General features: G+C 62.8%; 24 protein-coding genes and 1 tRNA gene. 8 read left to right on the forward strand and 17 right to left on the reverse strand.

What is annotated here, in order from left to right:
* Window positions 1–4: 4 nt before the first annotated feature.
* Entirely contained in the window at window positions 5–967 is a 963-nt protein-coding gene (locus R3175_RS09595; protein WP_318944050.1) for a radical SAM protein, read from the reverse strand.
* A gap of 39 nt (window positions 968–1,006) precedes the next feature.
* Window positions 1,007–3,208, reverse strand: coding sequence for an FAD-dependent oxidoreductase (locus R3175_RS09600; protein ID WP_318944051.1), 2,202 nt, complete (start codon window positions 3,206–3,208; stop codon window positions 1,007–1,009).
* A gap of 168 nt (window positions 3,209–3,376) precedes the next feature.
* Here R3175_RS09600 and R3175_RS09605 point away from each other — a divergent pair, with 168 nt between their 5' ends.
* Window positions 3,377–3,997 carry an RNA polymerase sigma factor gene (locus R3175_RS09605; RefSeq protein ID WP_318944052.1) on the forward strand — a complete coding sequence of 207 codons (621 nt, stop codon included), beginning with the start codon at window positions 3,377–3,379 and terminating at the stop codon, window positions 3,995–3,997.
* Window positions 3,991–4,248 (forward strand): zf-HC2 domain-containing protein, encoded by a 258-nt coding sequence (locus tag R3175_RS09610; protein ID WP_318944053.1) that lies wholly within the window; start codon window positions 3,991–3,993, stop codon window positions 4,246–4,248. Before R3175_RS09605 ends, R3175_RS09610 begins: the two co-directional genes overlap by 7 nt.
* A gap of 3 nt (window positions 4,249–4,251) precedes the next feature.
* Here R3175_RS09610 and R3175_RS09615 read toward each other — a convergent pair whose 3' ends face one another.
* The 3 genes from R3175_RS09615 to R3175_RS09625 all read right to left on the reverse strand — a co-directional run bounded on the left by R3175_RS09615 (window position 4,252) and on the right by R3175_RS09625 (window position 6,962).
* Window positions 4,252–4,989 (reverse strand): DUF6969 family protein, encoded by a 738-nt coding sequence (locus R3175_RS09615; protein ID WP_318944054.1) that lies wholly within the window; start codon window positions 4,987–4,989, stop codon window positions 4,252–4,254.
* Between the two features lie 62 nt (window positions 4,990–5,051).
* Entirely contained in the window at window positions 5,052–5,909 is an 858-nt protein-coding gene (locus R3175_RS09620; protein ID WP_318944055.1) for a hypothetical protein, read from the reverse strand.
* Window positions 5,910–6,008: 99 nt separating this feature from the next.
* Window positions 6,009–6,962, reverse strand: a complete 954-nt coding sequence (locus tag R3175_RS09625) for a DUF3179 domain-containing protein (protein WP_318944056.1) — start codon at window positions 6,960–6,962, stop codon at window positions 6,009–6,011.
* 277 nt (window positions 6,963–7,239) lie between these two features.
* Here R3175_RS09625 and R3175_RS09630 point away from each other — a divergent pair, with 277 nt between their 5' ends.
* Window positions 7,240–7,398, forward strand: a complete 159-nt coding sequence (locus R3175_RS09630) for a hypothetical protein (RefSeq protein WP_318944057.1) — start codon at window positions 7,240–7,242, stop codon at window positions 7,396–7,398.
* 78 nt (window positions 7,399–7,476) lie between these two features.
* On the opposite strand, the gene R3175_RS09635 is transcribed toward R3175_RS09630, so the two are convergent.
* On the reverse strand, window positions 7,477–8,100 hold the full coding sequence (locus R3175_RS09635; protein WP_318944058.1) for a YbhB/YbcL family Raf kinase inhibitor-like protein: 624 nt from the start codon (window positions 8,098–8,100) through the stop codon (window positions 7,477–7,479).
* 271 nt (window positions 8,101–8,371) lie between these two features.
* Here R3175_RS09635 and R3175_RS09640 point away from each other — a divergent pair, with 271 nt between their 5' ends.
* Window positions 8,372–9,682, forward strand: coding sequence for an NAD(P)/FAD-dependent oxidoreductase (locus R3175_RS09640; RefSeq protein WP_318944059.1), 1,311 nt, complete (start codon window positions 8,372–8,374; stop codon window positions 9,680–9,682).
* A gap of 12 nt (window positions 9,683–9,694) precedes the next feature.
* On the opposite strand, the gene R3175_RS09645 is transcribed toward R3175_RS09640, so the two are convergent.
* The 5 genes from R3175_RS09645 to R3175_RS09665 form a co-directional block, all read right to left on the reverse strand.
* The gene (locus R3175_RS09645; RefSeq protein ID WP_318944060.1) at window positions 9,695–10,015 is read right to left on the reverse strand and encodes a hypothetical protein; all 321 of its coding nucleotides are present in this window, start codon (window positions 10,013–10,015) and stop codon (window positions 9,695–9,697) included.
* 98 nt (window positions 10,016–10,113) lie between these two features.
* Complete coding sequence (locus R3175_RS09650; protein WP_318944061.1) at window positions 10,114–11,289, reverse strand: hypothetical protein; 1,176 nt, start codon at window positions 11,287–11,289, stop codon at window positions 10,114–10,116.
* Entirely contained in the window at window positions 11,286–12,878 is a 1,593-nt protein-coding gene (locus R3175_RS09655; protein ID WP_318944062.1) for a HAMP domain-containing sensor histidine kinase, read from the reverse strand. The genes R3175_RS09650 and R3175_RS09655 overlap by 4 nt, the downstream gene beginning before the upstream one ends.
* Before the next feature lie 2 nt (window positions 12,879–12,880).
* A complete protein-coding gene (locus R3175_RS09660) occupies window positions 12,881–15,109 on the reverse strand; it encodes an EAL domain-containing protein (RefSeq protein WP_318944063.1) in 2,229 nt (742 codons plus the stop codon).
* A 237-nt stretch (window positions 15,110–15,346) separates the two neighbouring features.
* Window positions 15,347–15,420 (reverse strand) — tRNA-Gly (locus R3175_RS09665).
* A gap of 126 nt (window positions 15,421–15,546) precedes the next feature.
* Between R3175_RS09665 and R3175_RS09670 the strand changes: the two genes are divergently transcribed.
* From R3175_RS09670 to R3175_RS09685, 4 genes are all read left to right on the forward strand, one after another.
* Complete coding sequence (locus R3175_RS09670; protein WP_318944064.1) at window positions 15,547–17,967, forward strand: diguanylate cyclase; 2,421 nt, start codon at window positions 15,547–15,549, stop codon at window positions 17,965–17,967.
* 72 nt (window positions 17,968–18,039) lie between these two features.
* Window positions 18,040–19,761, forward strand: a complete 1,722-nt coding sequence (locus R3175_RS09675; RefSeq protein ID WP_318944065.1) for a potassium/proton antiporter — start codon at window positions 18,040–18,042, stop codon at window positions 19,759–19,761.
* 174 nt (window positions 19,762–19,935) lie between these two features.
* Window positions 19,936–20,388 carry a L,D-transpeptidase family protein gene (locus tag R3175_RS09680; protein WP_413231753.1) on the forward strand — a complete coding sequence of 151 codons (453 nt, stop codon included), beginning with the start codon at window positions 19,936–19,938 and terminating at the stop codon, window positions 20,386–20,388.
* A 226-nt stretch (window positions 20,389–20,614) separates the two neighbouring features.
* Entirely contained in the window at window positions 20,615–20,896 is a 282-nt protein-coding gene (locus R3175_RS09685) for an Lpp/OprI family alanine-zipper lipoprotein (RefSeq protein ID WP_318944067.1), read from the forward strand.
* Window positions 20,897–20,965: 69 nt separating this feature from the next.
* On the opposite strand, the gene R3175_RS09690 is transcribed toward R3175_RS09685, so the two are convergent.
* From R3175_RS09690 to R3175_RS09715, 6 genes are all read right to left on the reverse strand, one after another.
* A complete protein-coding gene (locus R3175_RS09690; RefSeq protein ID WP_318944068.1) occupies window positions 20,966–21,772 on the reverse strand; it encodes a slipin family protein in 807 nt (268 codons plus the stop codon).
* Window positions 21,773–21,860: 88 nt separating this feature from the next.
* A complete protein-coding gene (locus tag R3175_RS09695) occupies window positions 21,861–23,303 on the reverse strand; it encodes a nodulation protein NfeD (protein ID WP_318944069.1) in 1,443 nt (480 codons plus the stop codon).
* A gap of 25 nt (window positions 23,304–23,328) precedes the next feature.
* Complete coding sequence (locus R3175_RS09700; protein WP_318944070.1) at window positions 23,329–24,081, reverse strand: SDR family oxidoreductase; 753 nt, start codon at window positions 24,079–24,081, stop codon at window positions 23,329–23,331.
* Window positions 24,082–24,106: 25 nt separating this feature from the next.
* A complete protein-coding gene (locus R3175_RS09705; protein WP_318944071.1) occupies window positions 24,107–25,183 on the reverse strand; it encodes a L,D-transpeptidase family protein in 1,077 nt (358 codons plus the stop codon).
* A 53-nt stretch (window positions 25,184–25,236) separates the two neighbouring features.
* Window positions 25,237–25,806 carry a TMEM165/GDT1 family protein gene (locus R3175_RS09710; RefSeq protein ID WP_318944072.1) on the reverse strand — a complete coding sequence of 190 codons (570 nt, stop codon included), beginning with the start codon at window positions 25,804–25,806 and terminating at the stop codon, window positions 25,237–25,239.
* A gap of 229 nt (window positions 25,807–26,035) precedes the next feature.
* Window positions 26,036–26,958, reverse strand: a 923-nt coding sequence (locus tag R3175_RS09715; RefSeq protein ID WP_318944073.1) for an MFS transporter, incomplete at its 5' end; no start/stop codon positions are given.

Consider the following 26,958-nt stretch of genomic DNA (forward strand, 5'->3'; position numbering starts at 1 on the left):
TCCGCTATTTGGCCTCAGCGCAACTGGCCCCGTAGCGGTAGCAGGCAAAGCAGCGGTGGTGCCGCAGCATGATGCGCCGGCCCAGACTCTCCTTCAGGGTGCCGCCGAGGTCGTAGTCGGGGTCGTCGTCCACCAGGGTGCAGGCGTAGACCCGAACCCGGTCGCCTTTCTTCACCAGCATGCGGGTGTAGGTGCACATGAAGTGGGCCCGGCTTTCTTTCGTGGGGTACTTCTCCATGCAGGTCTCGGTGATTTCCGGGCTGCCATCCTCGGACCCGGGGGTGCCCAGATCGGGAAACGAGGTGAACGCCAGGGACTCGGGAATGCCGTGCTCGCGGAAGATGGCGCGGAACCGGTCCTCGACCACAGTCGGATCCTCCCCCGGGTCGGTCTGGCGGGCGATGGACACCACGAACCCCTGTTCGTGAAGCCAGCGGATCCCCTCCAGCGCCCTGGCGAAGCTGCCCTCGCCACGGTCCCGGTCATGACGGCCGGCGTCCGGGTAATCGAGACTGACCCGGAAGTGAATGTCGTGGGGATTGTCCAGCAGGGGCGCGACCTGGTGGCGTCGCTTCAGCAGGGGCTCGGTGGCGTTGGTCAGCACGAAGCAGGGCCGGTGGCGGCTGGCGTAGTCGAGGATATTGACGAAGTCGCGGATCACGAAGGGCTCGCCGCCGGTGAACGAGAACTGCTCCACTCCCATTTCCACCGCTTCGTGGATGAACGGCTTCACGTCCGCCAGCTTCATGGCGGACAGCCGGTTGTCGCCGGGGTGGGAACCTTCCAGGCAGAAGGGGCAGGCCAGGTTGCAGGCGGTACCGGTATGAATCCACAGTTCCTTCAGCCGGTCCGCATCGATATGGCCCCGGGGTTCACCGGCTCGGGTATGGGTCCAGCTGTCCACCGCCCGGGGGCTGACCACTTCCACCGCCGGTATCCGACGGGCCGTGCTTTCGTTAAACGGCATACACTCTCTCACTCGTCATTGTACTGTCTGTTGGCACCGTCATTCTCCCGACCATTGCTGCTGGCTGATCCGGGACTGTTCCGGTCCGCCCTTGCCCCGCCGCCACCGATGCAGCTTCTCCAGCAGGTTCAACACCGCCTGGGGGGCATGGGCCCGTTTCCATTCGCCGGCGGCGTACTTGGCCGCCTCGTTCCAGGTCGGGTAGGGGTGGATGGTGCCCAGAATCTTGTTCAATCCCAGCCCGTGCTTCATCGCCAGGGTGAACTCGGCGAGGATCTCCCCACCCCGGGCCCCCACCACCACGGCCCCCAGAATTTTGTCCTTGCCAGGCGCTGTCAACACCTTGATGAACCCGTGGTTCTCGCTCTCGGCGATGGCCCGGTCCAGGTCGTCGATGCCGTAACGGGTGACCTCGTAGGCCACCCCCTTGGCTTTCGCCTCTGTTTCGCTCAGCCCTACCCGGGCCACCTCCGGCGCGGTGAAGGTCACCCAGGGCATCACCCGGTAGTCCGCCCGGAAACGTTTGAACTGGCCAAACAGGCCGTTCACCGAGGCGTACCAGGCCTGGTGGGCCGCCGCATGGGTGAACTGGTAGGGACCCGCCACGTCGCCGCAGGCAAAGACGTTGGGAAAGCCCACGCTGAGGTCTTCCTCCACCGGCACGGTGCCGTTGGCCGCCGGTTCCAAGCCCAGCGCCTCCAGGCCCAGACCCGCCGTGTTACCGCTGCGGCCCACCGCCACCAGCACCCGGTCGAAGGGAATTCGCACCCGCTCGCCCTGGTAATCACAATAGAGCACCCGCTCATTCCCTTCCTGAACAAACTCCAGGGGCAGGTGCTCCAAACGCAAGTCCACCCCTTCGGCAATAAACTGATCCCGGATTGCCCCGGCCACATCCGCATCCTCACGGGGCAACAGCCGCGGCCCCCGCTGCACCTGGATCACCTGGGAGCCCAGTCGCTGGAAGGCCTGGGCCAACTCGCAGCCGATCGGGCCTCCGCCAACGATCAGCAACCGGTCAGGCTGTTCCTCCAGCCCCCACAGCGTGTCCGAGGTCAACGGGTCCATCTGTTCCAGCCCCGGTATGGCCGGCAGCGCCGGCTTGCCACCGGTGGCAATGATGATGCTGCGGGCCGTCAGCCGCTGGCGGTGCCCGTCACCGGCGGTCACCTCCACCTCCCAGGGGGACACGAAGCGGGCATCCGCGGAGAGGCAGTCCACGCCGAGCTTGCGATAGCGTTCCGGCGAGTCATGGGGCTCCACTTCGGCAATGATCCGTTTCACCCGCGCCATGATGCTGGTGAACGAGCCCTCAACCGGCACCGACTCCAGACCATAACGATGGGCATGGCGCAAGGTATCGGCGGCCCTGGCTGACTTGATCAGGGCCTTGGAGGGCACACACCCGGTGTTCAGGCAGTCTCCCCCCATCTTGTCCCGTTCGATCAGGGCGACTTTCGCTTTGACCGCCGCCGCAATGTAGGCGGACACCAGGCCCGCGGACCCGGCGCCGATCACCAGCAGGTTGTAATCGAACTGCCGGGGCTTATGGAACCCCCGGTAGGCCCGCCGCTGGCGGATGAAACCGAGGACGAACTTGGCGATCAGCGGGAACAGCCCCAACAGCGCAAAGGCCCCCAGCACCTCCACGGATACGATGTCTTCCAGCGCCTGGATCTGCGCCAGCTGGGTGCCGGCGTTCACGTACACAAAGGTGCCGGGCATCATTGCCAACCAGCTGACCAAGGCGTAGGTACGCAGTTTCATGCCGGTCAGCCCCATGGCCAGATTGATCAGGAAGAAGGGGAACACGGGCACCAGGCGCAGGGTGGCCAGGTAAAACACGCCGTCCTTGTGGATGCCGCGATCGATCCGCGCGACGGTTTCAGCATACCGCTGACGCAGGGTGTCCCGGAACAGGAAGCGGGCGGCCAGGAACGCCAGCGAGGCGCCGACGGTGGAGGCCACCGAGACCGCCAGCAGGCCGTGCAGGTTGCCGAAGAAGGCGCCCCCCGCCAACGTCAGCACCGCGGCTCCGGGCAGCGACAGGGCGGTGACCGCGATGTAGATCAGCACAAAGCCGCCGATGGCGGTGGCGGTGTGGCGGGCGATCCACTGGTCAAGATTGGCCTGGTGCTGTTGCAGGGTTTCCAGGGTCAGTAGCTGGTGGCCGTCCAACGCGATAAACACCAAAACCAGGGTGGCAATCACGGTGATCAGCAGGAGTTTTTTACGATTCATGGGACCAATGGGTTCCTTGGTGGCGAATTGACTGCTGCCATAGACAGCCTATATACGAGGATGTTACAAGCCAGTAGTCACTTTTTTATAACGTTTACTTTAAGAATCAGGAACTTTTCCAGGTTTCCGCCGACTCACCTGCGACCCGGAACGCATCAGGAACCCAGCATGAACATTGCCACGGAGCGAGAAGACGAAGCCCTGCTGATCGACCGGTTGCGGGCTGGCAATGCCGAGGCCTTCCAGGAGGCGGTGAGGGTCTACACCCCCGGGATGCTGGCCGTGGCCCGTTATTACACTGACCATAGCAGCGCCGAGGACATCGTGCAGGATTGCTGGCTGACCGTGGTCGGCGCCATCCGGGACTTCGAAGGCCGGGCGTCGCTCAAGACCTGGCTGCACCGCATCGTCGCCAACAAGGCCAAGAACCTGCTTCGCAAGCAGCGACGGGAGGTGACGGCGGACTTCTCCGAAGTGCTCGATCCGGAGCTGGACCGGCGCTTCAAGCCCAACGGACGCTGGGCCGAGCCACCCCGGTTCACCACCACCGAGTCGGCCGAAGCGCTGCTGGAAAACGGGGCCCTCAGCGACTGCCTGGACAAGCACCTGTCCCACCTGCCCGAAACCCAGCGTTCCGCCCTCATGCTCTACGAAGCCCATCAGCGCCGGTCGGACGAAGTCTGTAACATTCTCGATGTCAGTGCATCCAACCTGAGGGTGTTGCTGCACCGGGCACGGCAGAAAATCTTCCTGATGGTGGAACAGTTCCAGGAGACCGGCGAATGCTGATGTGTCGAGACCTTGCAATCATTGCCAGCGATTATCTGGAGGGCGAGCTTGCCACGGCGGACCGGCTGTCGGTCAAGATGCACCTGATGATGTGTCGCCATTGCCGGTCGTTCATCGGCAACCTGCGCAACAGCGTGGAACTGATGCGGGCCCACTCCAGCCAGTCCCTGGACCCGGCGTACGCCCACCGGCTGGACGAGGAAATCGCCCGCGCCCTGGCCCAGCAGCAGCCAAAGGGCGATCCGGACTGACCGTTACAGGGCCCGCGCCAGAGCCGCCGCGCCGGGCTCACGCTCCCGCCCCTGCAGCTCCTCAACGACCATGTGCCGCCAGGAGTCCAGGTCCACCGGCACGCTGCCGGTGATCTCCAGCTGACGTTCATCCAGGGTATCCGTCAACCGGTCCGCCCCTGGCGCCAGCAGCACCTGGTCCCGCTGGCGCAGCAGGGCCTCGATCTGGGGCCGGAAACAGCGCACCATGGCGGAAATCCAGCGATTCACCGGCCAACTCGGGTTGGCGTGGTCCACCGTGAAGCGATCCAGCAACGGAATCACCCGCTCTGCCGGCATCCAGCTCTCATCGGTCACCCAGCGGTTGACCTCAAACAGTTCGATGGGGTAGCCCCAGGCGTCCATGGCAATGGCCACCAGATGCACCACCCGGTCCTTCCCCACAGGCCCAAGCACCGGCTGCCAGGCCGGGTCGATGGCCCCGTCGCGGACAAACAGGTGGAAATGGCCGTGCTCGTCGTGGTCGTCCCGGTGGGCGTGGTAGTAGTACTGGGCGTGAAACTCGCGGTCGTAGACGTCGTCCTTGGGGTAATGGTCCATCTCGTAGAACGGCCCCTGCCCACGCAGCACTTCCCCCACCACGTTGAGCCCGCCCTTCTTCAGCACCCGGTAGCACTCGCGAATCTCGTCCGCCGCCGCCAGGCTGTTGCGGAGGGTGGACTGGGGGAGTGCCGACAGTTCCGGCATGTCCAACTTGGCCATGACTGGTCTCCTCAGGATGGTCAGCCCCAGGGCCCTCGGACCCGGGGCCGTAGTGAATTACCTCACGCAGCGACGTTCTCGCGGGCAGCCGGGGCCTTGGCAGCGCAGGGGTTCTTGCCGGCGCAGGGGTTCTTGCCCTCGCAAGGGTTGCACGGATTACACGGGTTGCAGGCACCGCAGCCGCCCCCCTTGAGCGCGCAGGGGTTCGCGGCCACCCGCTGCTGCACCTTCTCCATGTAGGCGACCAGCGCGGCCAGGGCCTCGCCGTCCCATGGTAGCGGATCCGACGCCATGGGTTGGACCATGCAGATCTGCACCATCTCGTCGAGGTAGACCGAATCCATCCCGAACACGTTCTTGGCCATCGCCACCGAGTGGGGATAGGCGTTGGCGAAGGTGGCGTTGTAGCCGGCGTCGTTGTTGTGGCAACTGGCACAGGCCAGGCCGTTGCTGCTCAGGGAGGAGTCGTTGAACAACTGCTCGCCCTTGGCCACCAATGCACAGGGGTTGCCCTGGTAGGGTTCATACCCGTCCGGCCGAGTCACCTTCTTGGCAGCGCAGGGGTTGGGGGCGGCACTGCAGGCACCGCCGGCCGCGCAGGGATTACAGGCACTGCAGCAGGGGTTGCACTTGGCTGCACAGGGATTCCTGGTGGCGCAGGGGTTACGCCCGGCACAGGGGTTACTGGCGCAGGGATTGGCCGCGCAGCAGCCGGTTTTCACCGCACAGGGATTGCAGCCAGCCTTGCACTGCTGGCTGGCCCGACACTGTCCGCGGCAGGGAGAGCAGGGGGAACACACCGCCAACGCGGCGCCACCGCTGCCCAGCATCAGGGTCATCAACGCGGCAGACCACCAGGTGGTGCGCTGATGATCATGAACGGACCGGATGGCCCGCCCCAGAGGCTTCGAGGTGAACATGGGTCTCTCCTTTCGTATTTTGATAGATCACCAACCATTTCAGGCTAGTTCACCCAAGAGACACATGACAGCCGTCAGCATTACAGGCACCGGGAAAAACTACGGCACCTCGAAAATGTCGGTATCGGGGTGGAAGGTATACCAGGCAAACCAGAAGGCGCGGATGGCTGCGATTGGCTCCCCGGTCTCGGTGGTGAGGGTGGCGTCGGGCACGCCGGCATCATAGTGCACCACCACCGGCCGGCCACCCACCCGGTCGCGCAGGGTGTCCCCATGCTTGGCCAGCTCCGGGAACGGCCAGGCCTTGGCCTCGCCGTTGTGTTCCCACCCCAGCACCCAGGTCTTGGGATGGTATTTGCGACTGGTGTGGGACACCGGGAAGAAGACCCGCTCGGAATGATCGTAGTCCCCGTAGGGCGAGCGCCGGTAGTTACGGTGGTAGCCGGTGTCGGTCGACAGCACCCGGCCCCGGTCCCCGACCCGTTGCTGCCAGTCCCGCCACCGCTCATGGCGGACCGGCAGTCGTTCCAGGTGGGTGCCGGCCAACGGACCGGCGACCGCCCGACCCTCGATCTGAGACCACAGCGACTCGGTCTGGCGGTCGTACATCAGCAGGTCGCTGTTGTAGAGCAGGCCGGACACACCAAAGGTCAGGTAACGCCCGTCCACCACCGGGTCGAAGGCGATGCCGGTGCCGCACAGTGGGCAGAAGGTGATCAGTACGCCGCTGCCGCCATGGCGATGATTGACGATTTCATGCCAGTTCAGGATGCCAATGGGGTAGGCGACGCTGCGTCCTTCCCGGTCCAGAGTCAACATCAGGTCCTCGTCGCGCCACAGCCTGGCATCCTCGGGGTCCGCGAAACGGGGCTGATCGATGGCGGGGATACCGTCCCGGGGCGGGCCACCGTGGAGGATCTGCGACGCCGGAATCAGGGCCTGACTGAGGTCAAAACCATTTTTCTGCTGAGCCCATGCAGGCGCACCGGCCAGGGCAGTGGCGATTGTCCAGCCCAGCAGCCAGCACCAGAAACTCATCTTGCCACGCATCATCACGCTGCCTCCGTTTCGTCAGCCTGTGCAGTAAGGACGCCTGGACCCTGGCATTGTTACCGCACAGGCTCACGGAACGGAGTATGGCCGCCCCCCCCCCCCGGCATCAGGCTGGGGCGATACCGCCGGATTCATGGGCGGCAGGGCGCGATTTGGTCAGCGGCCAGGAAAGGGTAGCGTAACATCCGACAGCGCTGCGGTGTCTCTGTTGTAAGCAGGCGTGGCGACTCCCCTGGTTGCCACGCTGACCGACCAACAACGAGAGGAGCGATCGACCATGAAAACGCTTGTTCCGTTATTTATCAGCACCATCCTCGCCTTTGGCGCCACCCCGGCGCTGGCAATGGATGGCCGGGCTGACCGCATAGCCGAAGCCACGTCACACCCCCACAAGATAGCCGACTCCGTCGAGGAGGCGGCGCGCCTGGTGAAATAACCGGTGCCGGGCGCCGCCCTGGACGATGGCGCCCGGCCAACCGCGCCAGCAAACGGCGGGGGGCCGGTCTTCCGCCGGCTACGCCAGTTCCGGATTCAGGGTGTAGGTAACGGTCACCCGGGCACTGGCCAGAACGTGGCCGGCCATGGCCTTGCGCACGGCCTCGCCGTCGAACTCGCCACTAAGGCCCAGACTCTCCACATCCAGGGCGTGGACCTCGAAGTGATAGTGGTGCAGCCGCTCATCGTTCCAGGGCGGGCAGGGGCCGTCGTAACCGGCGTAGGTACCGGCCATGTCCGGATTGCCGGCAAGGAACTGGGTGTAGTTGTTGACGCCGCGAACACCGATGGGCCCCGCGCCCACCGGTTTGCCTTTGGGAATCACCCCGTCGCTGTCTTCACCCTCCGGGATGCGGCGGACGTCGGCAGGAATGTCTACCAGCAACCAGTGAAAGAAATCGACCCGGGGCAAATCCTTGGGAATGGTTTTGCCTTCCTGGTTGACGTCGTCCGCGACGCTGGGCACGTCGGGATCGAACATGATCACCACAAAGCTCCGGGTACCCTCGGGAACCTCGTCCCAGCTCACTTCCGGGTTGCGGTTGGGGCCAAAGCTCATGCGGTCGTCTGCATTGGGGACCCCAAACGCAAACTGCTCCGGAATCGGCTGGCCATTGTGGATACCACTGACTGTGATTTTCACGGTTCGCTCCTTATAACATAGGCTTGCGGAGCCGCTGGATGGCAACAGGACTCCGTCGGTGTTTCATAGTTTTTAGCAGCTAGCCGGATTTATTGTCCAGATACGCCCGAGCCCTGGGAGTGCGCCTTTCGATCAATTGTTTGATGTTTGGCGCCACGTTAGCATAATAGCGCCCCACTGCCCGACGTTCGTGCGCGCCCTGTAAGTAGAGAAAGCCAAGGGTTTTGCCCCCCAGAGTCCTTGGCTGTCTTTACTTCTCAAGGATACAACCATGGAAAACCTGCACCACATCGTGGTCGTTGGCGGTGGCGCCGGCGGTCTGGAGCTCGTCACGCGTCTGGGTAACAAACTGGGACGCAGGAAGAAAGCCCGCATCACCCTGATCGATGCCGTCCTCACCCATGTCTGGAAGCCCCTCCTGCACGAAGTGGCCGCCGGCTCGCTGGATGCCAGTACCAACGAGATCAACTTTCGTGCCCACGCCCGCAAGCATCATTACGAATTCCAGCTGGGTCGGATGAATGGCCTGGACCGGGAACGCCAGCAAATCACCCTGGAACCCATCCATGGCGAGGACGGCCAGGAAGTGGTGCCGGAACGCCACGTGGACTACGACACCCTGGTCATCGCCGTGGGCAGCACCGCCAATGACTTCGGTACCCCCGGTGCCCAGGACCACTGCCTGTTCCTGGACAGCCTGGCCCAGGCCCGCCGCTTCCATAACCTGATGCTGAACGCCTTCCTGCGGACCAATCACGAGGCCAAGCACGGCCAGTCCGGGCAACTGCCCATCACCATCATCGGTGCCGGTGCCACCGGGGTGGAACTGGCCGCCGAGCTGCGGCTGGCCTCCCGCGAGCTGCCGGTCTATGGCATGAACGCGCTGAAGGCCGACGACGTCAGCATTCGCGTGATCGAGGCGGCCGAGCGCATCCTGCCGGCCTTGCCCAGCCGACTGTCCGCCGCCGCCACGCGGGAGCTGCAGCGCCAGCAGGTGCAGGTGCTCACGGGACAGCCGGTGAGCGAGGTAAGAGCCCACAGTGTGGTGATGAAGGATGGCACCGAGCTGCCTTCGGCCATGACCATCTGGGCGGCCGGCATCAAGGCACCGGCCTTCCTCACCAAACTCGACGGCCTGGAAACCAACCGGGGCAACCAGTTGGTGGTCACCCAGACCCTGCAGACCCCGGCGGATCGCAACGTGTTCGCCTTCGGCGATTGCGCCGCCTGTCCGCAACCGGACTCCGACCGCCCTGTGCCACCCCGGGCCCAGGCCGCCCACCAGCAGGCCGATACCCTGTTCAAGACCCTGGTGAACCGTCTGGAGGGCAAGGACGATGTGCCCTTCGTCTACAACGATCACGGCTCACTGATCAACTTCAGCCGCTACACCACGGTGGGCAACCTGATGGGCAACCTGTCCGGGCGCAGCATGTACATCGAAGGCAAGGTGGCGCGGCTGTTCTACGTCTCGCTGTACCGCATGCACCAGGTGGCGCTGCACGGTTTCCTGCGGACCGGGGTGATCTGGCTGATGGACCGGATCAGCCGAGCCATGCATCCGCGACTCAAGCTGCACTGACGGGACACCCGGTCACGGCGGAACACGGTACAGGATTTTCAGGCCCCGGGCGCTGTCCTGGGGCAGGTAGCCAATGGCCTGGTCGTTCTGCTGCAGGCGTTCGATCAGCTCGGCGGCCTCCAGTTGCCGGGGCGGGCGCCCCCGCCCGGTGAAGACCTGCTTGGCCCGGTAGGCCCGCAGTTGAGTTAGTGACATGGACAGCGCCGCACGGCTGAATTCGCTCCGTGCCGCTGAATCTTCCAGATCGTAAACGGAGAGTTCCCGCCCGTTGCCATCCGTGGTTGTCTGCCCCAGATATAGTCTGGACAGTTCTTCGAGAGTGAGACTGGACACAGGACAGTCCGGCCCCGCAACAACCACCAGCTCTTCTGCGTAGGCGGGCGACGCCGAGGTGATCAGAAGGACTGCCCAAAGGGCATACACTGTCTTCATCAGAACGCCCAATCACCGGAAAGGGTGAATACGTTCACGTGGCCATCCGGGGCCCGATCAAAGCCCCCCCTGTCTCCGGGTTTCACCCGGACGTGATCCCACTGTCCCTTGAGCGCGACCCCCGGGGTCACGTCCCACCGCACACCGACGCCCAGGGTCGACTGATCTCGCGCCTTTCGGCGGTCGATGATGCCATTGGCGGCCACATTGGCGGCGCCGGTCAGCCCGGACTCGGAATCGTTGTTCAGGGCAGCCCGCTTAGCGTAGAGCACGTACAGCAGGACCGACTCAACGTGACGTCCGGCCGTCACGGTGAACGCCTCGATTTCCGGATAGAAATGGCTGTCTGCCCGGTTCTGAACGTATTCCATCATACCCAGCCAATTCAGGTCGCTGTATTGCAGTCCGACATTGTAGTAACGGAACATGGCATCGAGGTCGTAGTCGTGTTCGGCATTGGGCTGTTGCAGGAGGGTTTCCAGCCCTTCCAGCTCGGCACTTTCCAATTCAATTGGCAGCCGTGCCGCCATCAGGCGCAAGCTCACGTTATGGCGCGACAATGACAACACCGCCCCTACGATCGGGGACAACTCCACGTCAAAATCCGATCTCGCCTGATCAAGCCGGCTGACGAAAACTTCCAAGGTAGAGTTGATGTTCGTGGTCGGTAGCACCAGGGAAGCCCAAAGGCCCTCGGAGGTATCGAACTCGTTCTCGTCACCGTAAACCTCCAGGGGAGGCCTGGCCCAGGGTTGGCTGTAACCGACATAACGTTGTTCGGAGATCATGTAGAACGGCGTGATGAATCGGCCCAGCCGAAGGTTCAGCCAGGGCGTGGCATCATAGCTGAGGTAGGCCCATTTCGTTGTTAGCGTGTAGCTGTTATCCCCATCCTTGAACCCCAACCCCTGCCACGCCAAACTCCAGCTATTGGCCAGACGGTACTCTAGTTGCAGGCCAATCCGGCTGTCGTAGCCGGCCGATGGATTGTCATCGATGCTTTGTTCGTGGTTATTGGTTATTGCCACCTCAGAATCGTCCAGGGTGGCAATCCCCAAGGTTCCATAGCTGTTGAAAAATAGCCGCTCCTCCATCAGTTCCCATGCCAACGCCGGCTGGCAGAGTCCAAGCGCCAGGTAGAGCAAGCCGACGGTACCGTTTCCCAGCCTTGTCATGCAGTCACCGATTTGTCCGAGGAATTTTCTGCTTGGGATTCGGGACACAGAGGCAGTCGCAAAATGAAGGTGGTCCCCTGGCCGGGTTCCGAGCTTACCGAGACCGTGCCTCCGAGAATGGCCGTGGAAATGTTGTAGACAATGTGCAGCCCCAGGCCGCTACCCCCCCTGCCAAGCCGGGTGGTGTAGAAGGGATCGAATATCTTGCCCAATACCGGCCTGGAGATGCCCTTGCCATCGTCCGACACCCTCAGAATCACCTGTTCTTCATCATTCAGATGGGCCGTGATGCGCCAGGTCCCTTTGTCCTCGGGCTCGAAAGCATGGAGCATGGAGTTGTTGAAGAGATTGGAGATGACCTGGCACAGCGGGCCAGGAAAACTGTCCATCTCGATGCCCTGGGGAATGTCGACATAGGTCGTGATCGGTCGATGCTTGATGGTGGGCCGCAAGGTGGCCAGCAAATCCGCCACGGTGTCGCTGAGATTGAATCGACGCCGCTTGGAACTGGTCTGATCAACGGCCACATGCTTGAAGCTCTCCACGAGGTCCGAAGCCCGGGTCAGGTTGCGGGCAATCAGCTCGGTGGCCTGGTGGGCGTCGGAGACGTACTTTTCCAGAGTGGATTTTCTCAGCCCCTGGTCCATGGCCTGGGCAAATTCCCTGGATTTGTGATCGAAGGTGGTCGCGACCGTGAGGGCATTGCCCACCGGCGTATTGAGTTCGTGAGCCACGGCCGCAACGATGCTGCCCAGACTCGCCAGTTTTTCTGACTGTACCAGGCTTTGCTGGGACACTTTCAGCTGCTCCAGGGTCTGCAACAGGTCCTCATTCAGGGTCTCTACCTGCTTGCGGCTGTCATTCAGCTCAAGGATGCGAGTCCGAATGGCTTCCCGCATCCGCTCCATTTGCCAGTTCAGGACGCCGATCTCATCCCGGCCCTTGATCGCAATGGGTACGTCGTACTCGCCTTTGGCGATCCTACGGCTTCGCTCCAGCAAGTCATTGACTCGCCGGTTCATCCTCAACAACATCCAAATCGACACCCCGACAATCAGAGCCACGATCACCCCCAAACCAAGCAGGCTCAGTTCCAGATAATCCCCGAACACCTGTTGCGTAGCCTGCCGAATACTCTCGAGGGAAACACCGTAGTGCAGCACGCCGACATTATCACGGTCCAGCAGGATGGGCGTGGCGACATGGTACTGGGCCTGGGAAAGCACTGTTGGGGTGATCGGACGATTGGCAACGACCGATGAGAGCTCCGGAGATCTCGGTGTCTTGGCAAGGAGCTCGCCCTGCTCATTGGTCAGGGCCAGGTACACAATGCCATCGCCATTGCTACCGATGAATTCGTTCAGGAACGGCGCAATCTGAGCCACCGAATTGCCCGTGCCCAGATGGACAGATATGCCCAGATTCAAGGTCTGAGAGTAGGTCGTTACCGAGTGGGTCAGATTCTCGACCAGAATCTGGTCTGATACATGCTTTGAATTGAAGACCAGCAACGAGAACAGAAGAATCAGTGGCGCCACCACCAGCACCAGCACTCGGGTCCGAATAGAGGAATACCAGGGCACCTGCATGGTCAGGCATTCCCTTCCAACAATTCAGCGAGTTGCGCCACGGGCATGGGGCGAGCATAAAGGTAGCCCTGGAAACTGTGGGCGCGCAATTCCCGCAACAGTTCGGCCTCGGCTTCCTCCTCAATACCCTCGGCCACCACTTCCAGGCCCAGGGACGCGCTTAGGTCAATAATGGACTTCACAATGGCGACACCGCGGGGTTCCTTCAGCTTCTGGATGAAAGAACGGTCCAGCTTGAGCTGGTCAACGGGCAAACGGGCCAGATACGATAGCGAGGAATAACCGGTGCCGAAATCGTCCAGCGCGATCCGGGCCCCAGTCGCCTTCAATCGAAGCAGCAACTCAATGGCACCGTCGATGCCACCGGAAACGGCCGCGGATTCGGTAACCTCGAAAGTCAGGCTGGTCGTGGGCACCCCATACCGCTCGGCACAGGTCGTCACCCGGTCGACGATGGAGAGATCGTGCAGCTGGGCTCCGGAAATGTTGATGGCCACCGGCCCAGCCTCAGGGCAGCGCCCCATCATGTTCGCGTAATCCCGAAGGACCGCACCCAGAACCCACTGGAACAGATCGTTGCTCAAGCCCGCGGTTTCCGCCAGCGGCACGAATTCCCCCGGCGACACCCAGTGGCCACGGGGATGACGCCAGCGCACCAGCGCCTCCATGCCGGAGTAGCGTCCTCCGGACACATCCCACTTGGGCTGGTAATGCATCATCAGTTGGTCATCCCGAAGCGCCACCACCAGATCGCGCAGTAACCGAATATTCCGTCGCCCGTTCTCGAGGAGTGAAACGGGGTAGTGCTGAAGGCCACGACGATGGTTCCGCTTGGCGTCTTTCATGAACAAATGGGCCGCACCCAGCAACTGGGTGCCACTCAGCGCTTCCTCACCGAGATTGATTGTGACGGCGGTCGACATGACGTGCACTGAAAAGCCGGTCAACTGCACCTCCAGGTTGAGCACCGACGCCAGCCCACCCTGGTCGATGGCACTTGGAATCACCGCCGCAAAGGTGTCATCCCCCAGGTGAGCGAAATACTCGCTGACTCCCCGGAGCCCGTCCTGAAGGCAGGCGGCGTACAATCGGATCAGTTTGGCACACTTTTCCTGGCCCAGGGTTTCCAGAAAACTGTTGAAATAATCGATGTTGATCAGCAGAAGCCGGTGATTGGTCAACCGACTGCGCTGGTCGTCCAGCCACTGTTCCAGGCTCAGACGATTGGGCAGCAGGGTGGTGGCATCGAAGAACGCCTGCTGATTCAGGCGCTCGATGAGGGTCATGTTATCGGCCATCAAACCGATGTTTTGGCAAAACACCCGCAGCAGGTCCCGCTCTTCCTCGGTCACCGGTCGTCGGGTATCGACATAGACCACCAGCGAAAAATGTTGGCCGTGACAGATTAACGCGGTGCCATCAGCCCCAAAACAGTGCTCGTCGGAGGCAATGACACGATCGATCAATTGGCGCTGCAGGCCGGAGGTGATTTCTTGCTTCGACCGGGCGACCAATCCCTCGAACCGGCCGGTGGCGGCAACAATGGTTTGATCATTGAGCTCAAACGCCCGACCGGCAAGCTGCTCCTTTGGGATCGAGACCACCACCATTCCCTCGGATCGGGTCAGGTTCAGGAAGCCGCTAATCTGGGTCAGTATGCCAAAGGAAAACTGCCTGAAACCGTCGCTGCTGAGCAGATCCCGGGTCGCCTCGATGATCTGCTCCAACCCCCGGTGGCTGGTCTCCAGCCGGAGAATCTGCTCATAGCTCCTTAATGCCGCAGTCAGTGACGTGATCAACCGAACCTGGGTCAGTTCGTTCTTTACCCGGTAATCGTTGATGTCGTATTCGCTGATAACCTTGAGTTCCGGCGCGTAGCCGGCCTGTCCAGTACGCAGGATGATACGGGTTTTCAGGAGCTTGAGCTCATTGCGAATGCGCTTGGCCAGAACCAGCCCGGCATCGGACGACTCCATCACCACGTCCAGAAAAATGACCGCCGGCTCCTCGTGGGTTGTCAGGTACCGGTAGGCTTCTTCCGCCGAAGAGGCGAACTGCAACTGGACATGGGCACCCAGGATTTCCATGTCCGCCAGCGCAAAGCGGGTTGACTGATGCACCTCCGGATCGTCATCAACCACCAGAACCTGCCAGACGTCGACTGGGGCGGTGGCCACGGACTCCTGTCCCAATTCGTCTTCTTCAACAAAGATCAGCGTGTCGTCTGTCATTGCAACTTCCCTGTCATGGTGACTGTGGCTCGGCAGCGCAAGGCGAAACCGGTCGGTCAACCGCAATCCCGGCCGAACGACCAGGGGCTGGCCCTGGCCTCGAACTGGCAACCATGGTGCCCAACCACCGAACCGCTCCTTTCATTCACTCAGTTTAGTACAAACGTGCAGAAATGCTTCGGTCAGGGGTTACGACATTTCCTGAGCGATGGATCACATCCGTCACACGGGGGAGCTTGGAGCGGGTGAAGGGAATCGAACCCTCGTATGCAGCTTGGGAAGCTGCCGTTCTACCATTGAACTACACCCGCCAGACAGGGGTACGACCGTAATATAGAAGTCCCCTGGCACGCAGGCAAGCCCGTCATGATCGCCGTCGGGCAGGGCCGGGGCTCCTGTGCAATACTGGAGGGAGTAAACCAGTCCGGTGTGCGATCGTGGCCATATCTACCCGTCTCAACCGCAAGCTGTTCGTGTACGGTTGGCCCGTGGCGGTGACCTTCGTCCTCGGCATGCTGCTCACCGTCTACCTGACCCAGCGCATCAGCGATGCGGAACACCGGCTGGCCCAATCCCGCTTCGCCCAGGTGGCACAGCACCGGATCCAGCTGGTGGATGCCATGCTGTACCGCCAACTGTGGGAGGTGGATGCGTTGCGACGCTTCCTTACCCTGGAGCCGGAGCTGGACCGACGCCGCTTCCAGACCCTGGTCCGGCTCCCCGAACGCATCCGGATGGCCGCGGCCTGGGTGGAAAATGTGCCCCGTTCCTCACTCGACGACTTCCTGGCCCGGATGACAGAGGAGTACGGCCCCTCCTACCGGCTGCAACCGCCGCCTGACGCCCCGGGATCTGCCGATCCGGTACTGCGGCTGTACCCGGTCAGTTACCTGAAGGCGTCCCCGGAACACCGGGATCTGACCGGCCTCGACGTCGGCCGACTGCCCGGGCACCCAGCGGCCTTTGATCAGGCCCTGGCCAGCGGCCAGACCGTGCTGTTGCCCCTGGAGCCCGAGGCTAGCCGGCCGGCAGCCAGCCTGGTGCTGATTGCGCCGGTCTTCCGTTATGGCACCGGGACAAAGGTCATCGACCGGCATTTCGGCAACCTGCGAGGGTTCATCTATTTCCAGCTCGACCTGGCCAGCCTGCTCCAGTCGGTGGCCATCTGGCCGAAGGGCAGGCTGGAAACACCGGCGGACTCGGATCACAGCGTCCGAATGTTGATGACCGCAATTACCAACGACGGCACCACCAGCCGTCCCCTCTACTCCCCGCCCGACTTCGAGCAATTGCCCGGGCTCAACTACAGCCTGGAGCTGACCCTGGCCGACCGGCTGTTCCGGTTAACCACCTATCCCGAGCATCCGCAGCGCTGGCATGACCGTTCGGTGCCTATGATGATGTTTGCTGGTGGCACCCTCGGCGCCACGCTCATTGCCGGTTACCTGGCCCTGCTGCTGTTCCAGCGGCACCGCTCGGAGCTGCGGGTGTCACGGCATACCCGTGAACTGGAGGAAGCCAATGCCTACCGCGCCAGCCTGCTGGCATCCGCAGTGGATGTGGCGGTGATCGCCACCGACCGGGACGGTGTCATTACCCTGTTCAGCACCGGTGCGGAGCGCTTGTTAGGCTACCGCTCCGACGAGGTGGTGGGGCACAAAACTCCGATGGATTTCCACGACCCGGACGACCTGCGACACTGGCAGCACACCCTCGCGTCCCGGCTTCAGCATCCGGTGGCCCAACAGGAAGTGTATACCGCCGCCATCGAAGCCGGTCTGCAGCGCTCCCAGCACTGGATCTACCGCCACCGCAACGGCGAACAACGTCAGGTCCAACTCACCCTGGCGACCATTCGTGACGACAACGATGAGGCGTTGGGGCAGCTCAGCGTCGGGGTGGATATCACCGATTACATCGAGGCGATGGAGGCGCTGCAGCGGAGCGACCATCTGCTGCATGATCTGTCGGCCGAGGTCCCCGGCGTCATCTTTCAGTTCCTGTTGCGGGCCGATGAGACCAGCTGTTTCACGTTCATCAGCGAAAGCGTGCTGAAGCTTTTCGAGGTGACCGCGGATGAGGCCAAAAACAATGTCCGTGCCCTGTTCTGCCGCCTGCATCCGGACGACAAGGAGCAGGTGTACGCCGATATCCGCCGGTCCCAACAGCACCTGACCCCCTGGGTGAGCGAGTTCCGGGTGCAGTTGCCGCAGCAGGGCATTCGTTGGCTGCGGGGGGAATCCCCGCCCCGGCGCCTGAGCGATGGCGCCACCGTGTGGAACGGCTACATTTCCGACATTACCGCCCTCAAGGACCTGGAGTTCAAGCTGCGGGAACAGGCGACCATCGATCCCCTGACCCAGACCTTCAACCGACGTCACCTAAGCAACCAGTGGCCCCAAGCCATGGCCCGTTACCGACGCACCGGCGTACCCCTGTCGATGATCATGCTAGACATCGATCATTTCAAGCGCGTCAACGACCACTATGGCCACGATGCCGGCGACGAAGTGCTGATCCGCCTCAGCCATTTGCTTACCCGGGCCGTGCGCAACACCGACACCGTCTATCGCCTGGGGGGCGAGGAATTTGTGGTGATGTGCGAGGACACGCCGCTCAGTGGTGCCAATACCCTGGCCAGGTCCTTGTCGGAGAAGGTCCGCAACAGCCCGATGCCGTTCGTCGAACAGATCACCGCCAGCTTCGGGGTCACCGAGGTGAGACCGAACGAAACCCTGGATGCGGCCTTCAAGCGCCTGGATAACCTGCTGTACCGTGCCAAGCGCAGTGGCCGGGATCGGGTGGTCAGTTCCCAGAACGGCGCCCAACTGGCAACCCGGGACGATCCCGGGCGCTGATCCGACCCGGCGTGCGCCTTAATCCCATCACGGGGGTCTGGTATGATCGGTGGCTGATCCACGGGAGAAGGCATGGATTCCCTCTTAATCCTCATTGGCGCCCTGATGCTGATCATCAGCATCGTACTCAGCCCCCTGTCCAGCCGCCTCGGCATGCCGGTCCTGCTCATCTTCCTCATTGTCGGCATGCTCATGGGGGAAGACGGTGCCGGCGGCATCCAGTTCGACAACTTCGAACTGGCGTTCCTGATTGGCAACCTGGCCCTGGCGGTTATCCTGCTGGACGGTGGCATGCGCACCCGTGCCGACACCTTCCGGGTGGGACTGCGGCCGGCGCTGATGCTGGCCACCCTGGGGGTTTTCATCACCGCCGCCGGTGCCGCACTCATCGCCCACTGGGTGTTTGACCTGCACTGGCAGACCGCCCTGCTGATCGGCGCCATCATTTCTTCCACTGACGCCGCCGCGGTGTTCTCGCTGTTGCAGGGCCGGGGGCTGCACCTGAACGAACGGGTCAGCGCCACCCTGGAAATCGAATCCGGCAGCAACGATCCGATGGCCATTTTCCTGACCATCGTGCTGGTCACCATGATGGCCAACCAGCAAAGCCATGCCGGTTGGCAGGGCCTGGTCATGCTGGCCCAGCAATTCGGAATCGGTGCGATTCTGGGGGCCGCCGGTGGTTACGCCATCGTCGCCCTGGCCAACCGCATGCGCCTGACCCCCGCACTCTACCCCCTGCTGGTGGTCGCCTCCGGCATCGCGGTGTTTTCCGCCACCAATGCCCTGGGGGGTAGCGGCTTTCTGGCCATCTATCTGAGCGGGGTGCTGATTGGCAACCGCCATGTACGGATGATGCCGTTGATCCTGCAGGTACACGACGGCTTGGCCTGGCTCGCCCAGCTATGCCTGTTCCTGATCCTCGGCCTGCTGGTGACACCTTCGGAGCTGTTCCCCCTAGCCGGTGGCGGTCTGATACTGGCGCTGGCCCTGATTTTCCTCATCCGACCGCTGGCGGTGCTGGCCACGCTGTGGCCATTCGGCTTCAATCACCGGGAGCTGGGGTTCATCAGTTGGGTGGGCCTGCGCGGCGCGGTCCCCATTGTGCTGGCGCTGTTCCCGGTGATGGCGGGACTGCCGGAGGCCACTCTGGTGTTCCACATTGCGTTCTTCATTGTACTGGTGTCGCTGGTGATCCAGGGCACCTCCATGGCGCCCCTGGCGCGTTGGCTGCGGCTGGAGGTGCCCGCCGGTGAAGATCCCTACCGCCGCCTGCCCCTGGATGTGGCCGCCGCCGGCGATCACGAGCTGATGCTGTTTCCGTTACGCGGGGACCAGTGGCAGGACCGGCGACCGCTGGGCCAGCTGCGGCTGCCCCCGAACACCGCCATAGCCGGTGTGTTCCGCCAGCGCCTGTGTCATCAGCCAACGCCCGAACTGGAAGTCACCAGCGGCGATGTCATTGCCATCTTCGCGGCTCCGGACCTGTTGCCGGAACTTGGCAAGGCGCTCAGTGGCCGTCACATTCCCCGTTACCTCACCGAGCGCAGCTTCTTTGGTGACTTTGTCCTCAATGGCGACGCCCTGCTCGGCGACGTGGAGCAGGTCTACGGCATCGAATTCGACGAACTGCCGCCGGAGCTGTCCCTGGCGGAATGCTTCGCCCGCCGCACCAAGGGGCATCCCGTGGTGGGTGACCAGGTGATGCTGGGGCCGGTCACCCTGGTGGCCCGGGCCACCGATGCCGACCGGGTGACCAAGGTGGGTCTGAAAGTCGAGCATCAAGAACCGTAACAAAATGAAGAGAAGGCCATACTCACCCCGTCGCCGAGCTGTGCTATAAAAAGTTCCGGTAGAAAAATTAATCATCGGTAAGGATTTGTTTTGCGTCGTCTCGGCTTTCGAATGTTGGCTTTCCTGCTGTTGCCGCTGGGGATGTCACTGATGTCACACAGCCATGCCTCGGAAATGGCCACCTCCGCCATGGATGACATACCGCCGGTCAGCGAAGTGGTGGTGCGTAAGGATGAGCGTCGCCTGTACCTGATGGCGGGGGAGCAGGTGGTGCGGAGCTACCGTATTTCCCTCGGCGATAACCCGGTGGGCCACAAGCTGTACGAAGGCGATGAGCGCACGCCGGAAGGCGACTACACCCTGGACTGGCGCAATCCCCACAGCGATTTCTACAAGTCCATACACATCTCCTATCCCAACGATCGCGACCGGGAACTGGCCAGCGCCTGGGGCCTGGACCCCGGCGGCAGCATTATGATTCACGGACTGCCCAATGAAGCCGGCGACCTGGCGTTCGCCTACCGTGGCCTGGACTGGACCGACGGCTGTATCGCCGTCAGCAACGAGGAAATGGACGAAATCTGGCAACTGGTGGCCGACGGCACCCCCATCCGGATCACTCCGTGAACCGGGATTTTGCCCTGCTGATTGGCCTTCTGGGCCAGCTTCCTTTCATTAAGTTGTTGTCATTCCCCAAGATCTTTACCTATAGTGAGTTAACATTCTCACTGAGAGTGTTTTACACTAATTCACGATTCCGGTTGTCGACGCCGTGTGGGCACGAATTAACTGGATAATTGGCATTACTGCTTCTGCTCCACAGGAAGTAAACGACTAAAGAAGAGGAAAAAATATGCGTAAGTTGACGATCGCAGGGTTTGCACTGGCCACCGCTCTGACTGCCGGTTGTGCCACCACCGACCAGGCCGCCATTGACGAGGCAAACGCTAACGCTGCCTCCGCTGAGCAAACTGCCAGCAACGCCATGACCACGGCGAACAACGCCGCCAGCGCTGCTGCCTCTGCCCAGCAAACCGCCGAGGAAGCGCTTGCTGCTGCCCAGGCTGCCCAGCGTGCCGCCGACGAAGCCAACGAGCGTGCGCGTCGCATGCTCCAGCAGTCCAGCCAGAAGTAAGCTTCTGCCTGGCGCAAAAAGCCGGTCCTCAGTGACCGGCTTTTTATTGCAACGTCCTGCCCGGACGATCTACCCTCCCTGATCCGGCTCACCTTCACCGGCAGTAACCGCGGAAGACCCGCCCGGCTTGCGATTGACAAAGCTCTCAACCATGTCCAGTGGCAATGGGAACACGATGGTGGACGCATTGCCGGTACTCATGTCCGAGAGGGTCTGCAGGTAACGCAGCTGCATCGCCCCGGCATTGGCGGCCATCACCTGGGCGGCCTCCACCAGTTTCTTCGAGGCCTGCAATTCGCCCTCGGCATGAATCACCTTGGCTCGCCGTTCCCGTTCCGCCTCGGCCTGACGGGCGATCGCCCGGATCATCGACTCATTGAGGTCGACGTGCTTGATCTCCACATTGACCACCTTGATGCCCCATTCCTCGGTCTGGGTATCGATAATCTCCTGGATGTCGGAATTCATCTTGTCCCGCTCGGCCAGCATCTCGTCCAGATCGTGCTTGCCCAGCACCGAGCGCAGAGTGGTCTGGGCCAGCTGGCTGGTGGCGGAACCGAAATTCTCCACCCGGATGATCGCCCGCTCCGGGTCCACCACCCGGAAATAGAGCACCGCATTCACCCGTACCGTCACGTTGTCCCGGGAAATCACGTCCTGGCCCGGCACGTCCAGAGTGATCACCCGCAGGTCCACCCGTACCATCTGCTGGATACCGGGAATGATGATGATCAGACCAGGCCCTTTTACGCCTTGGAAGCGCCCCAGGAAGAACACCACGCCACGCTCGTACTCCGGCAGAATCTTGATGGCGGAGCCGATGATCAGCAGCAGAATTACCGTGGGGGCGATGTAGGGAATCAGGTCGCCAATCATAATGCCTCCTTACTGGTGTTGAAGATCCGCAGCCGGCCAGGCCGGAGCAGCGTTGTCTTGCAACCGCTTTGCCCTATCAGGATAGTCGCTAGCTCGCCGTTACCCGAACCGTAAGACCATCGACCTCGACCACCTGCAGCAGCTGGCCCGCCTGCACCGGTGCCGCACTGACCGCTCTCCAGCGCTCCCCACTGAGGCGGACATGGCCCCAGTACTCGCCTTCGTGGGCGGTGAAGTCCTCCAGCGCCTCGACGGACTCATGGGTCATCTGCTCCATTCCGGTGACCGGATGGCGTTTGCGCAAGCCGATGAAGCGGGTGATGGTCCAGAGAATGAAGCCGGCCGCCACCAGGGCGGTGCCGCCAATGGTGGGGAGGGAAATCTCGCTGTGACTGCCGTCCATCAGGATGATCGAGCCCACCACGAAGGCGATGATGCCGCCGATCCCCAGCATCCCGAAACTGGGCATGAAGGCTTCCCCGACAATGAACGCCAGGCCCAGCAGGATCAACGCCAAGCCGGCATAGTTCACCGACAGCACCTGGAACGCGAACAGCGCCAGGATCAGGCAGATGGCCCCGATCACCCCCGGCACCAGGGCACCCGGGTTCGACATCTCGAAGATGATGCCGTAAAAGCCGATGATCATCAGGAAATAGGCCACGTTGGGATCGGTGAGGACCGACAGCAGGCGGGTGCGCCAGTCCGCCTCCACTCGATTCAGCGCCAGGCCCTCGGTGTCGAGCCGACGTTCGCCGATCGACAGCCTCACCGTCCGGCCATCGAGCTGCTGCACCAGGTCGTCGAGGTTGACGGCCACCAGGTCGATGACGTTCTGCTCCAGCGCGTCCGAGGCCCCAAGGTTGACCGCTTCGCGCACTGCCCGTTCGGCCCAGTCGGCATTGCGGCCGTGGCGTTCGGCCAGGCCGCGGATGTAGCTGACCGCATCCTCCAGCACCTTGCGCTCCATGGCGGTACTGCCCCGGCGCTTGCTGTCCTCGGCGGAGTCGTCAGCGTCGGTTCCGTCATCCGCCCCGGCGTCCGGGGCCGGGTCCTCGGCCGGCTCCTCGCTGCCCGGCAGGCCGCCCATCTGCACCGGCGTGGCGGAGCCCAAATGGGTGGCCGGCGCCATAGCGGCGACGTGACTGCCGTAAAGAATGTAGGTGCCGGCACTGGCCGCCCGGGCGCCCTCCGGGGCGACGTAGCTCACCACCGGGACTTCCGAGGCCAGGATCGCCTTGATCATGGTGCGCATGGACTCCATCAGGCCGCCCGGGGTGTCCATGCGCAAGATCAGCACCTCCGCCTGGGCTTCCTCGGCCTGCTCAATGCCGCGCATCACGTAGTCCATGGTTGCGGGGCCAATGGCCCCATTGATGGTCAGTACCAGACCGGTTCGTTCACCGGGTTCCTGGGCCTGCAACTGGGACCAGAGCGGAAGCAGGGCAAGCAGGGCCCCAAGCAACAGGCAGGCGAGCCACCAGCGGCTGGCCCGGTTTGGCAACGATCTGTCGGGTCGGATCACAGTCATATCACCTCCCCCAGATCGTGGACGGTCAGAACAGGCGGGCGAGCACCGACACCGGAAGCCGTTTGAGCAGAAATCCAACCGGCGCCCAGGGCCAACCCGGCACGTACCGTTCCGGCTTCTCGCTTTCGATGGCCTTGACCATGGCCCGACAGCCGGTTTGGGTGTCCACGATGAACGGGGTGTTCTTCACTTTTTCGTTGATCGCAGTACGAATATAGCCCGGATACAGGGTTGTTACCCGAATTGGCGACTTCTTCTTGGCCAACTCCACCCGCAGGCCTTCCGACAAGGCCGCCAGGCCCGCCTTGGTGGCGGCGTAGGTGGTGACGTTCTGGGGCATGCCGCGAATGGCGGTTACCGACGACACCGTCACCAGGTGGCCATGATTCTGGGCCCGGAAAATCTCCATCGCGGCTTCAATCTGCGCCAGCGCCGAGACGAAGTTGGTTTCAGCGGTCTGCCGGTTCGCCTGGAACCGGCCGGTCCCCAGCGGTTGGCCCTTGCCAATGCCGGCATTGACGATGATCCGGTCCAGACGGCCAAGATCGTCACGCAGGGCGCGGAACACCTCGAAGACCTGTTCGTGGTCATCCACATCCAGCGTCCGCACACTGATAATCAGACCCGGGTGGGCCTGGAGAAGTTCCTCCCGCAAGCTCTCCAGCGCCTCGATGCGCCTGGCGCACAACGCCAGGTTGTCGCCGCGAGCGGCGAACTCACGGGCCATACCGGCCCCGAGACCGGAGCTGGCTCCGGTGATCAGAATGTTACGACTCATAGAGGGGCTCCTGTCCCACAACGCCTCAGAACCAGAGCTGCGGACTGCGTGGGGGGGTATCCCCGGCTGCCGGGTCAACACCGGCTTCGCCGCTGCGATCGTCCAGTGCCAAACGGGTCAGGCGTTCACCGATCAACCGCGGGATGCCATCACCCTGGTCCACCGCCGATTCCACCGCTTGGCGCTGGATTTCAACATTCGGCATGGTTTCCCGCAGTTGCTCCAGACGCGCCGACACGGCCTGCCACAGCTGCTCGCGGTCCGCCTCGTGGTATTTTTCCTTGGGTCGGTGCACTTCCAGCCAGATTTCATCGCCATTGACCCCGACCTTGACCGGTTGGTGGATAATTCGCACCGACGTGCCCTTGGCCACCTGGTTGGCCAGGAAACTGATGTCTTCATTGTACATCCGGAAACAGCCATGGCTGACCTGCATACCCACGCCAAAGCGCTTGTTGGTGCCGTGGATCAGGTAGCCGGCCTCGCTGAGCAGCAGGGCATAGGGCCCCAGCGGATTGTCGGGCCCGGGCGGGATCATGCGCGGCAGGTAGTCGCCACTGGCCTCATACTCGGCGCGGATACTCGCCGGCGGATACCAGGCAGGCGACTCCAGGCTCATTTTGACGGTGGCGTTGGTGAGCGGCGAGGGATTCTCCTCGGTGCCCACCCCCACCGGATAGACCTCCACGCCATCGTCGCGGAAATAGTACAGCCGGTATTCGGCCAGATTGACCACGATGCCCTCGCGCGGAGCTTCCGGCATCACGTACTGCCGCGGCAAGGTAATGGTGGTGCCTTCACCGGGTAACCAGGGATCCACACCGGGGTTCGCCTTGACCAGTTCCAGATAGCCCAGGCTGAGGCGGTTGCCGATCTCGGCAAAGGTGTCTTCATACTGGGTGCGGAAGGACTTCAGGTCGCCGGCCACATCCCCGTTCAGGGTGAGCCGTGGTACCCGGCGGAGCGCCTCGCCGTCCGTTTCCGCAGCCGGCTCGCTTGCAGGCGCCTCGGCAGCGGCGTCAGTGGCAGCCGCCAACGCCAGGCTGGCCGGTGCCAGCCACAGCACCAGGCAAACCGCCATCCATTTCTGTTGCAGTCCCATAGTTACCCTGTCCGGCGACCGCGTCGCCCTTTTATTCTGCCTCTTCAAAGTACTCACCCTGCGGTCAGGGCAGACCAGATCGTGATCACTGCCAGTATCAGGAACAGGATACTGGCGCCAATGCGGGCGGTTGCCAGGGGCAACCGCGCCATCAGCCATTTGCCGGCCATAATAACCGGTACGTTGGCTGCAAGCATACCAACGGTTGTACCGACAATCACCCAGAACGTCTCGGTGAACCGGGCCGCCAGCACCACGGTGGCAATCTGGGTCTTGTCGCCGATCTCCGCCAGGAAGAACAGCACGGTGGTGGCCAGGAATGCCCCCAGGCCCAGGAACCCGGAGTCCTCGTTGTCGTCCCGGTCCGGAACCAGTAGCCAGAGCGCGATGGCCACGAAGCTGCCGGTCAGGATCCAGGGCAGCCAGGCCGGCGGCAACCAGCTGGCCACCCAGGCGCCGAGCCAGGCTGACAGTGCATGATTGAGCAGGGTGGCCACCAGGATACCCAGAATGATCGGGGTGCGCCGGGCAAACCGGCCGACCAGGAACAGGGACAACAGCTGGGTCTTATCGCCGATCTCGGCAATGAATACCGCCAGGGAGGAGGCGAGAAAAGCGTCCATCAGGATTCTCCAGGGCGGACTACCAGACATGAGACAGCCCCATCCTCCGCCCACGGCAGATGGTACTGTCCCAGGTCTTGCCAATCCCCACCACAGCGGGCGGGAGGACGTAATGGCCATGGAGATGGGCTCCAAGTGTGTTGACCATTACCCGCCGACCCTCCAGGCCGGCGGCGGCTACTCCCCCGAGAGGACCCGAATTTTAACCTTCCGGCTGGCGTCAGTGCAATCACGCCCGCATCCGCCAGACCGGGATGGCCGCGAGTGCCACGAAGACGGCCACCAGCCACCAGGCGGTCTGGAACGCGGACAGGGTAGGCAGACCGCCACTGTGCTCACCGAACTCCAGGGTCAGTGCCACCGCGTTGATACCGTAGGCACCACCCAGTTGGCGGGTGAAATTGATCACACTGGAGCCCGCCCCCAACTCATGGACCGCCAGGGGATTGAGAGCGCCAGTGGACAGCGCCGGCAGCATGAACCCCAGCCCGATCCGCCCGAGCACGGCCCACAGCGCCAGCCAGCCGAAGGCCAGGGCCAGGTCGGAGACCGCAAACAACAGCGCCGACAGGGCAAACAGCCCGATCCCCAGGACAATCAGACCGCGGGCGCTGTACCGGTCCGCCATCCGTCCGGCCAATGGGAAGGTCACCCCCAGGGCAAGGCCTGCCGGTAACATCAGCAGCCCGGCGTCGGTGGCGGTGTAGTTCAGCGCCGACTGCACAAACAGCGGAATCAGGTAGGTGGAACCGAACAGCGACAGCCCCAGGGCCAGCGCCCCGATGTTGGCGTACACGAACGATGACCGGCGTAACAGGATCAGGTTCAGCAGGGGGTGCGCCGTCCGCCGTTCGCGGATGACAAAGAAGACCAGAGCCGCCACCGCCAGCAGGGCCTCGACGATGATCAGGGGCACCTGGCCCTGGTGGGACTGCAACCGGTTGAGGGCATCGAGGCTGACCGCCACGATCACTCCCAGCGAGAGCAGGCCCGGCAGGTCGAACGGATACCGCGCCGGCCGGGAAACCGGCAGCGGCAGGAACCGCCACGCCATGAACACTCCGAGCAGGGTCACCGGAGCAGGCGCGAACATCACGTAGCGCCAGTCCAGCTGGTCGACCAGGAAGCCCCCGAGCACCGGCCCGAGCGCTG

The organism is Marinobacter sp. (genome assembly GCF_033722735.1).
Lineage (GTDB): Bacteria > Pseudomonadota > Gammaproteobacteria > Pseudomonadales > Oleiphilaceae > Marinobacter.

What these genes read in the sequence shown, in the direction of transcription:
- R3175_RS09615 (WP_318944054.1), bottom strand. Translation starts at nt 4,989, where the DNA reads ATGGCCAAGTTGGACATGCCGGAACTGTCGGCACTCCCCCAGTCCACC.
- R3175_RS09595 (WP_318944050.1), bottom strand. Translation starts at nt 967, where the DNA reads ATGCCGTTTAACGAAAGCACGGCCCGTCGGATACCGGCGGTGGAAGTG.
- R3175_RS09620 (WP_318944055.1), bottom strand. Translation starts at nt 5,909, where the DNA reads ATGTTCACCTCGAAGCCTCTGGGGCGGGCCATCCGGTCCGTTCATGAT.
- R3175_RS09630 (WP_318944057.1), top strand. Translation starts at nt 7,240, where the DNA reads ATGAAAACGCTTGTTCCGTTATTTATCAGCACCATCCTCGCCTTTGGC.
- R3175_RS09640 (WP_318944059.1), top strand. Translation starts at nt 8,372, where the DNA reads ATGGAAAACCTGCACCACATCGTGGTCGTTGGCGGTGGCGCCGGCGGT.
- R3175_RS09710 (WP_318944072.1), bottom strand. Translation starts at nt 25,806, where the DNA reads ATGGACGCTTTTCTCGCCTCCTCCCTGGCGGTATTCATTGCCGAGATC.
- R3175_RS09600 (WP_318944051.1), bottom strand. Translation starts at nt 3,208, where the DNA reads ATGAATCGTAAAAAACTCCTGCTGATCACCGTGATTGCCACCCTGGTT.
- R3175_RS09695 (WP_318944069.1), bottom strand. Translation starts at nt 23,303, where the DNA reads ATGACTGTGATCCGACCCGACAGATCGTTGCCAAACCGGGCCAGCCGC.
- R3175_RS09690 (WP_318944068.1), bottom strand. Translation starts at nt 21,772, where the DNA reads ATGATTGGCGACCTGATTCCCTACATCGCCCCCACGGTAATTCTGCTG.
- R3175_RS09655 (WP_318944062.1), bottom strand. Translation starts at nt 12,878, where the DNA reads ATGCAGGTGCCCTGGTATTCCTCTATTCGGACCCGAGTGCTGGTGCTG.
- R3175_RS09685 (WP_318944067.1), top strand. Translation starts at nt 20,615, where the DNA reads ATGCGTAAGTTGACGATCGCAGGGTTTGCACTGGCCACCGCTCTGACT.
- R3175_RS09705 (WP_318944071.1), bottom strand. Translation starts at nt 25,183, where the DNA reads ATGGGACTGCAACAGAAATGGATGGCGGTTTGCCTGGTGCTGTGGCTG.
- R3175_RS09650 (WP_318944061.1), bottom strand. Translation starts at nt 11,289, where the DNA reads ATGACAAGGCTGGGAAACGGTACCGTCGGCTTGCTCTACCTGGCGCTT.
- R3175_RS09680 (WP_413231753.1), top strand. Translation starts at nt 19,936, where the DNA reads ATGGCCACCTCCGCCATGGATGACATACCGCCGGTCAGCGAAGTGGTG.
- R3175_RS09660 (WP_318944063.1), bottom strand. Translation starts at nt 15,109, where the DNA reads ATGACAGACGACACGCTGATCTTTGTTGAAGAAGACGAATTGGGACAG.
- R3175_RS09610 (WP_318944053.1), top strand. Translation starts at nt 3,991, where the DNA reads ATGCTGATGTGTCGAGACCTTGCAATCATTGCCAGCGATTATCTGGAG.
- R3175_RS09700 (WP_318944070.1), bottom strand. Translation starts at nt 24,081, where the DNA reads ATGAGTCGTAACATTCTGATCACCGGAGCCAGCTCCGGTCTCGGGGCC.
- R3175_RS09675 (WP_318944065.1), top strand. Translation starts at nt 18,040, where the DNA reads ATGGATTCCCTCTTAATCCTCATTGGCGCCCTGATGCTGATCATCAGC.
- R3175_RS09605 (WP_318944052.1), top strand. Translation starts at nt 3,377, where the DNA reads ATGAACATTGCCACGGAGCGAGAAGACGAAGCCCTGCTGATCGACCGG.
- R3175_RS09625 (WP_318944056.1), bottom strand. Translation starts at nt 6,962, where the DNA reads ATGATGCGTGGCAAGATGAGTTTCTGGTGCTGGCTGCTGGGCTGGACA.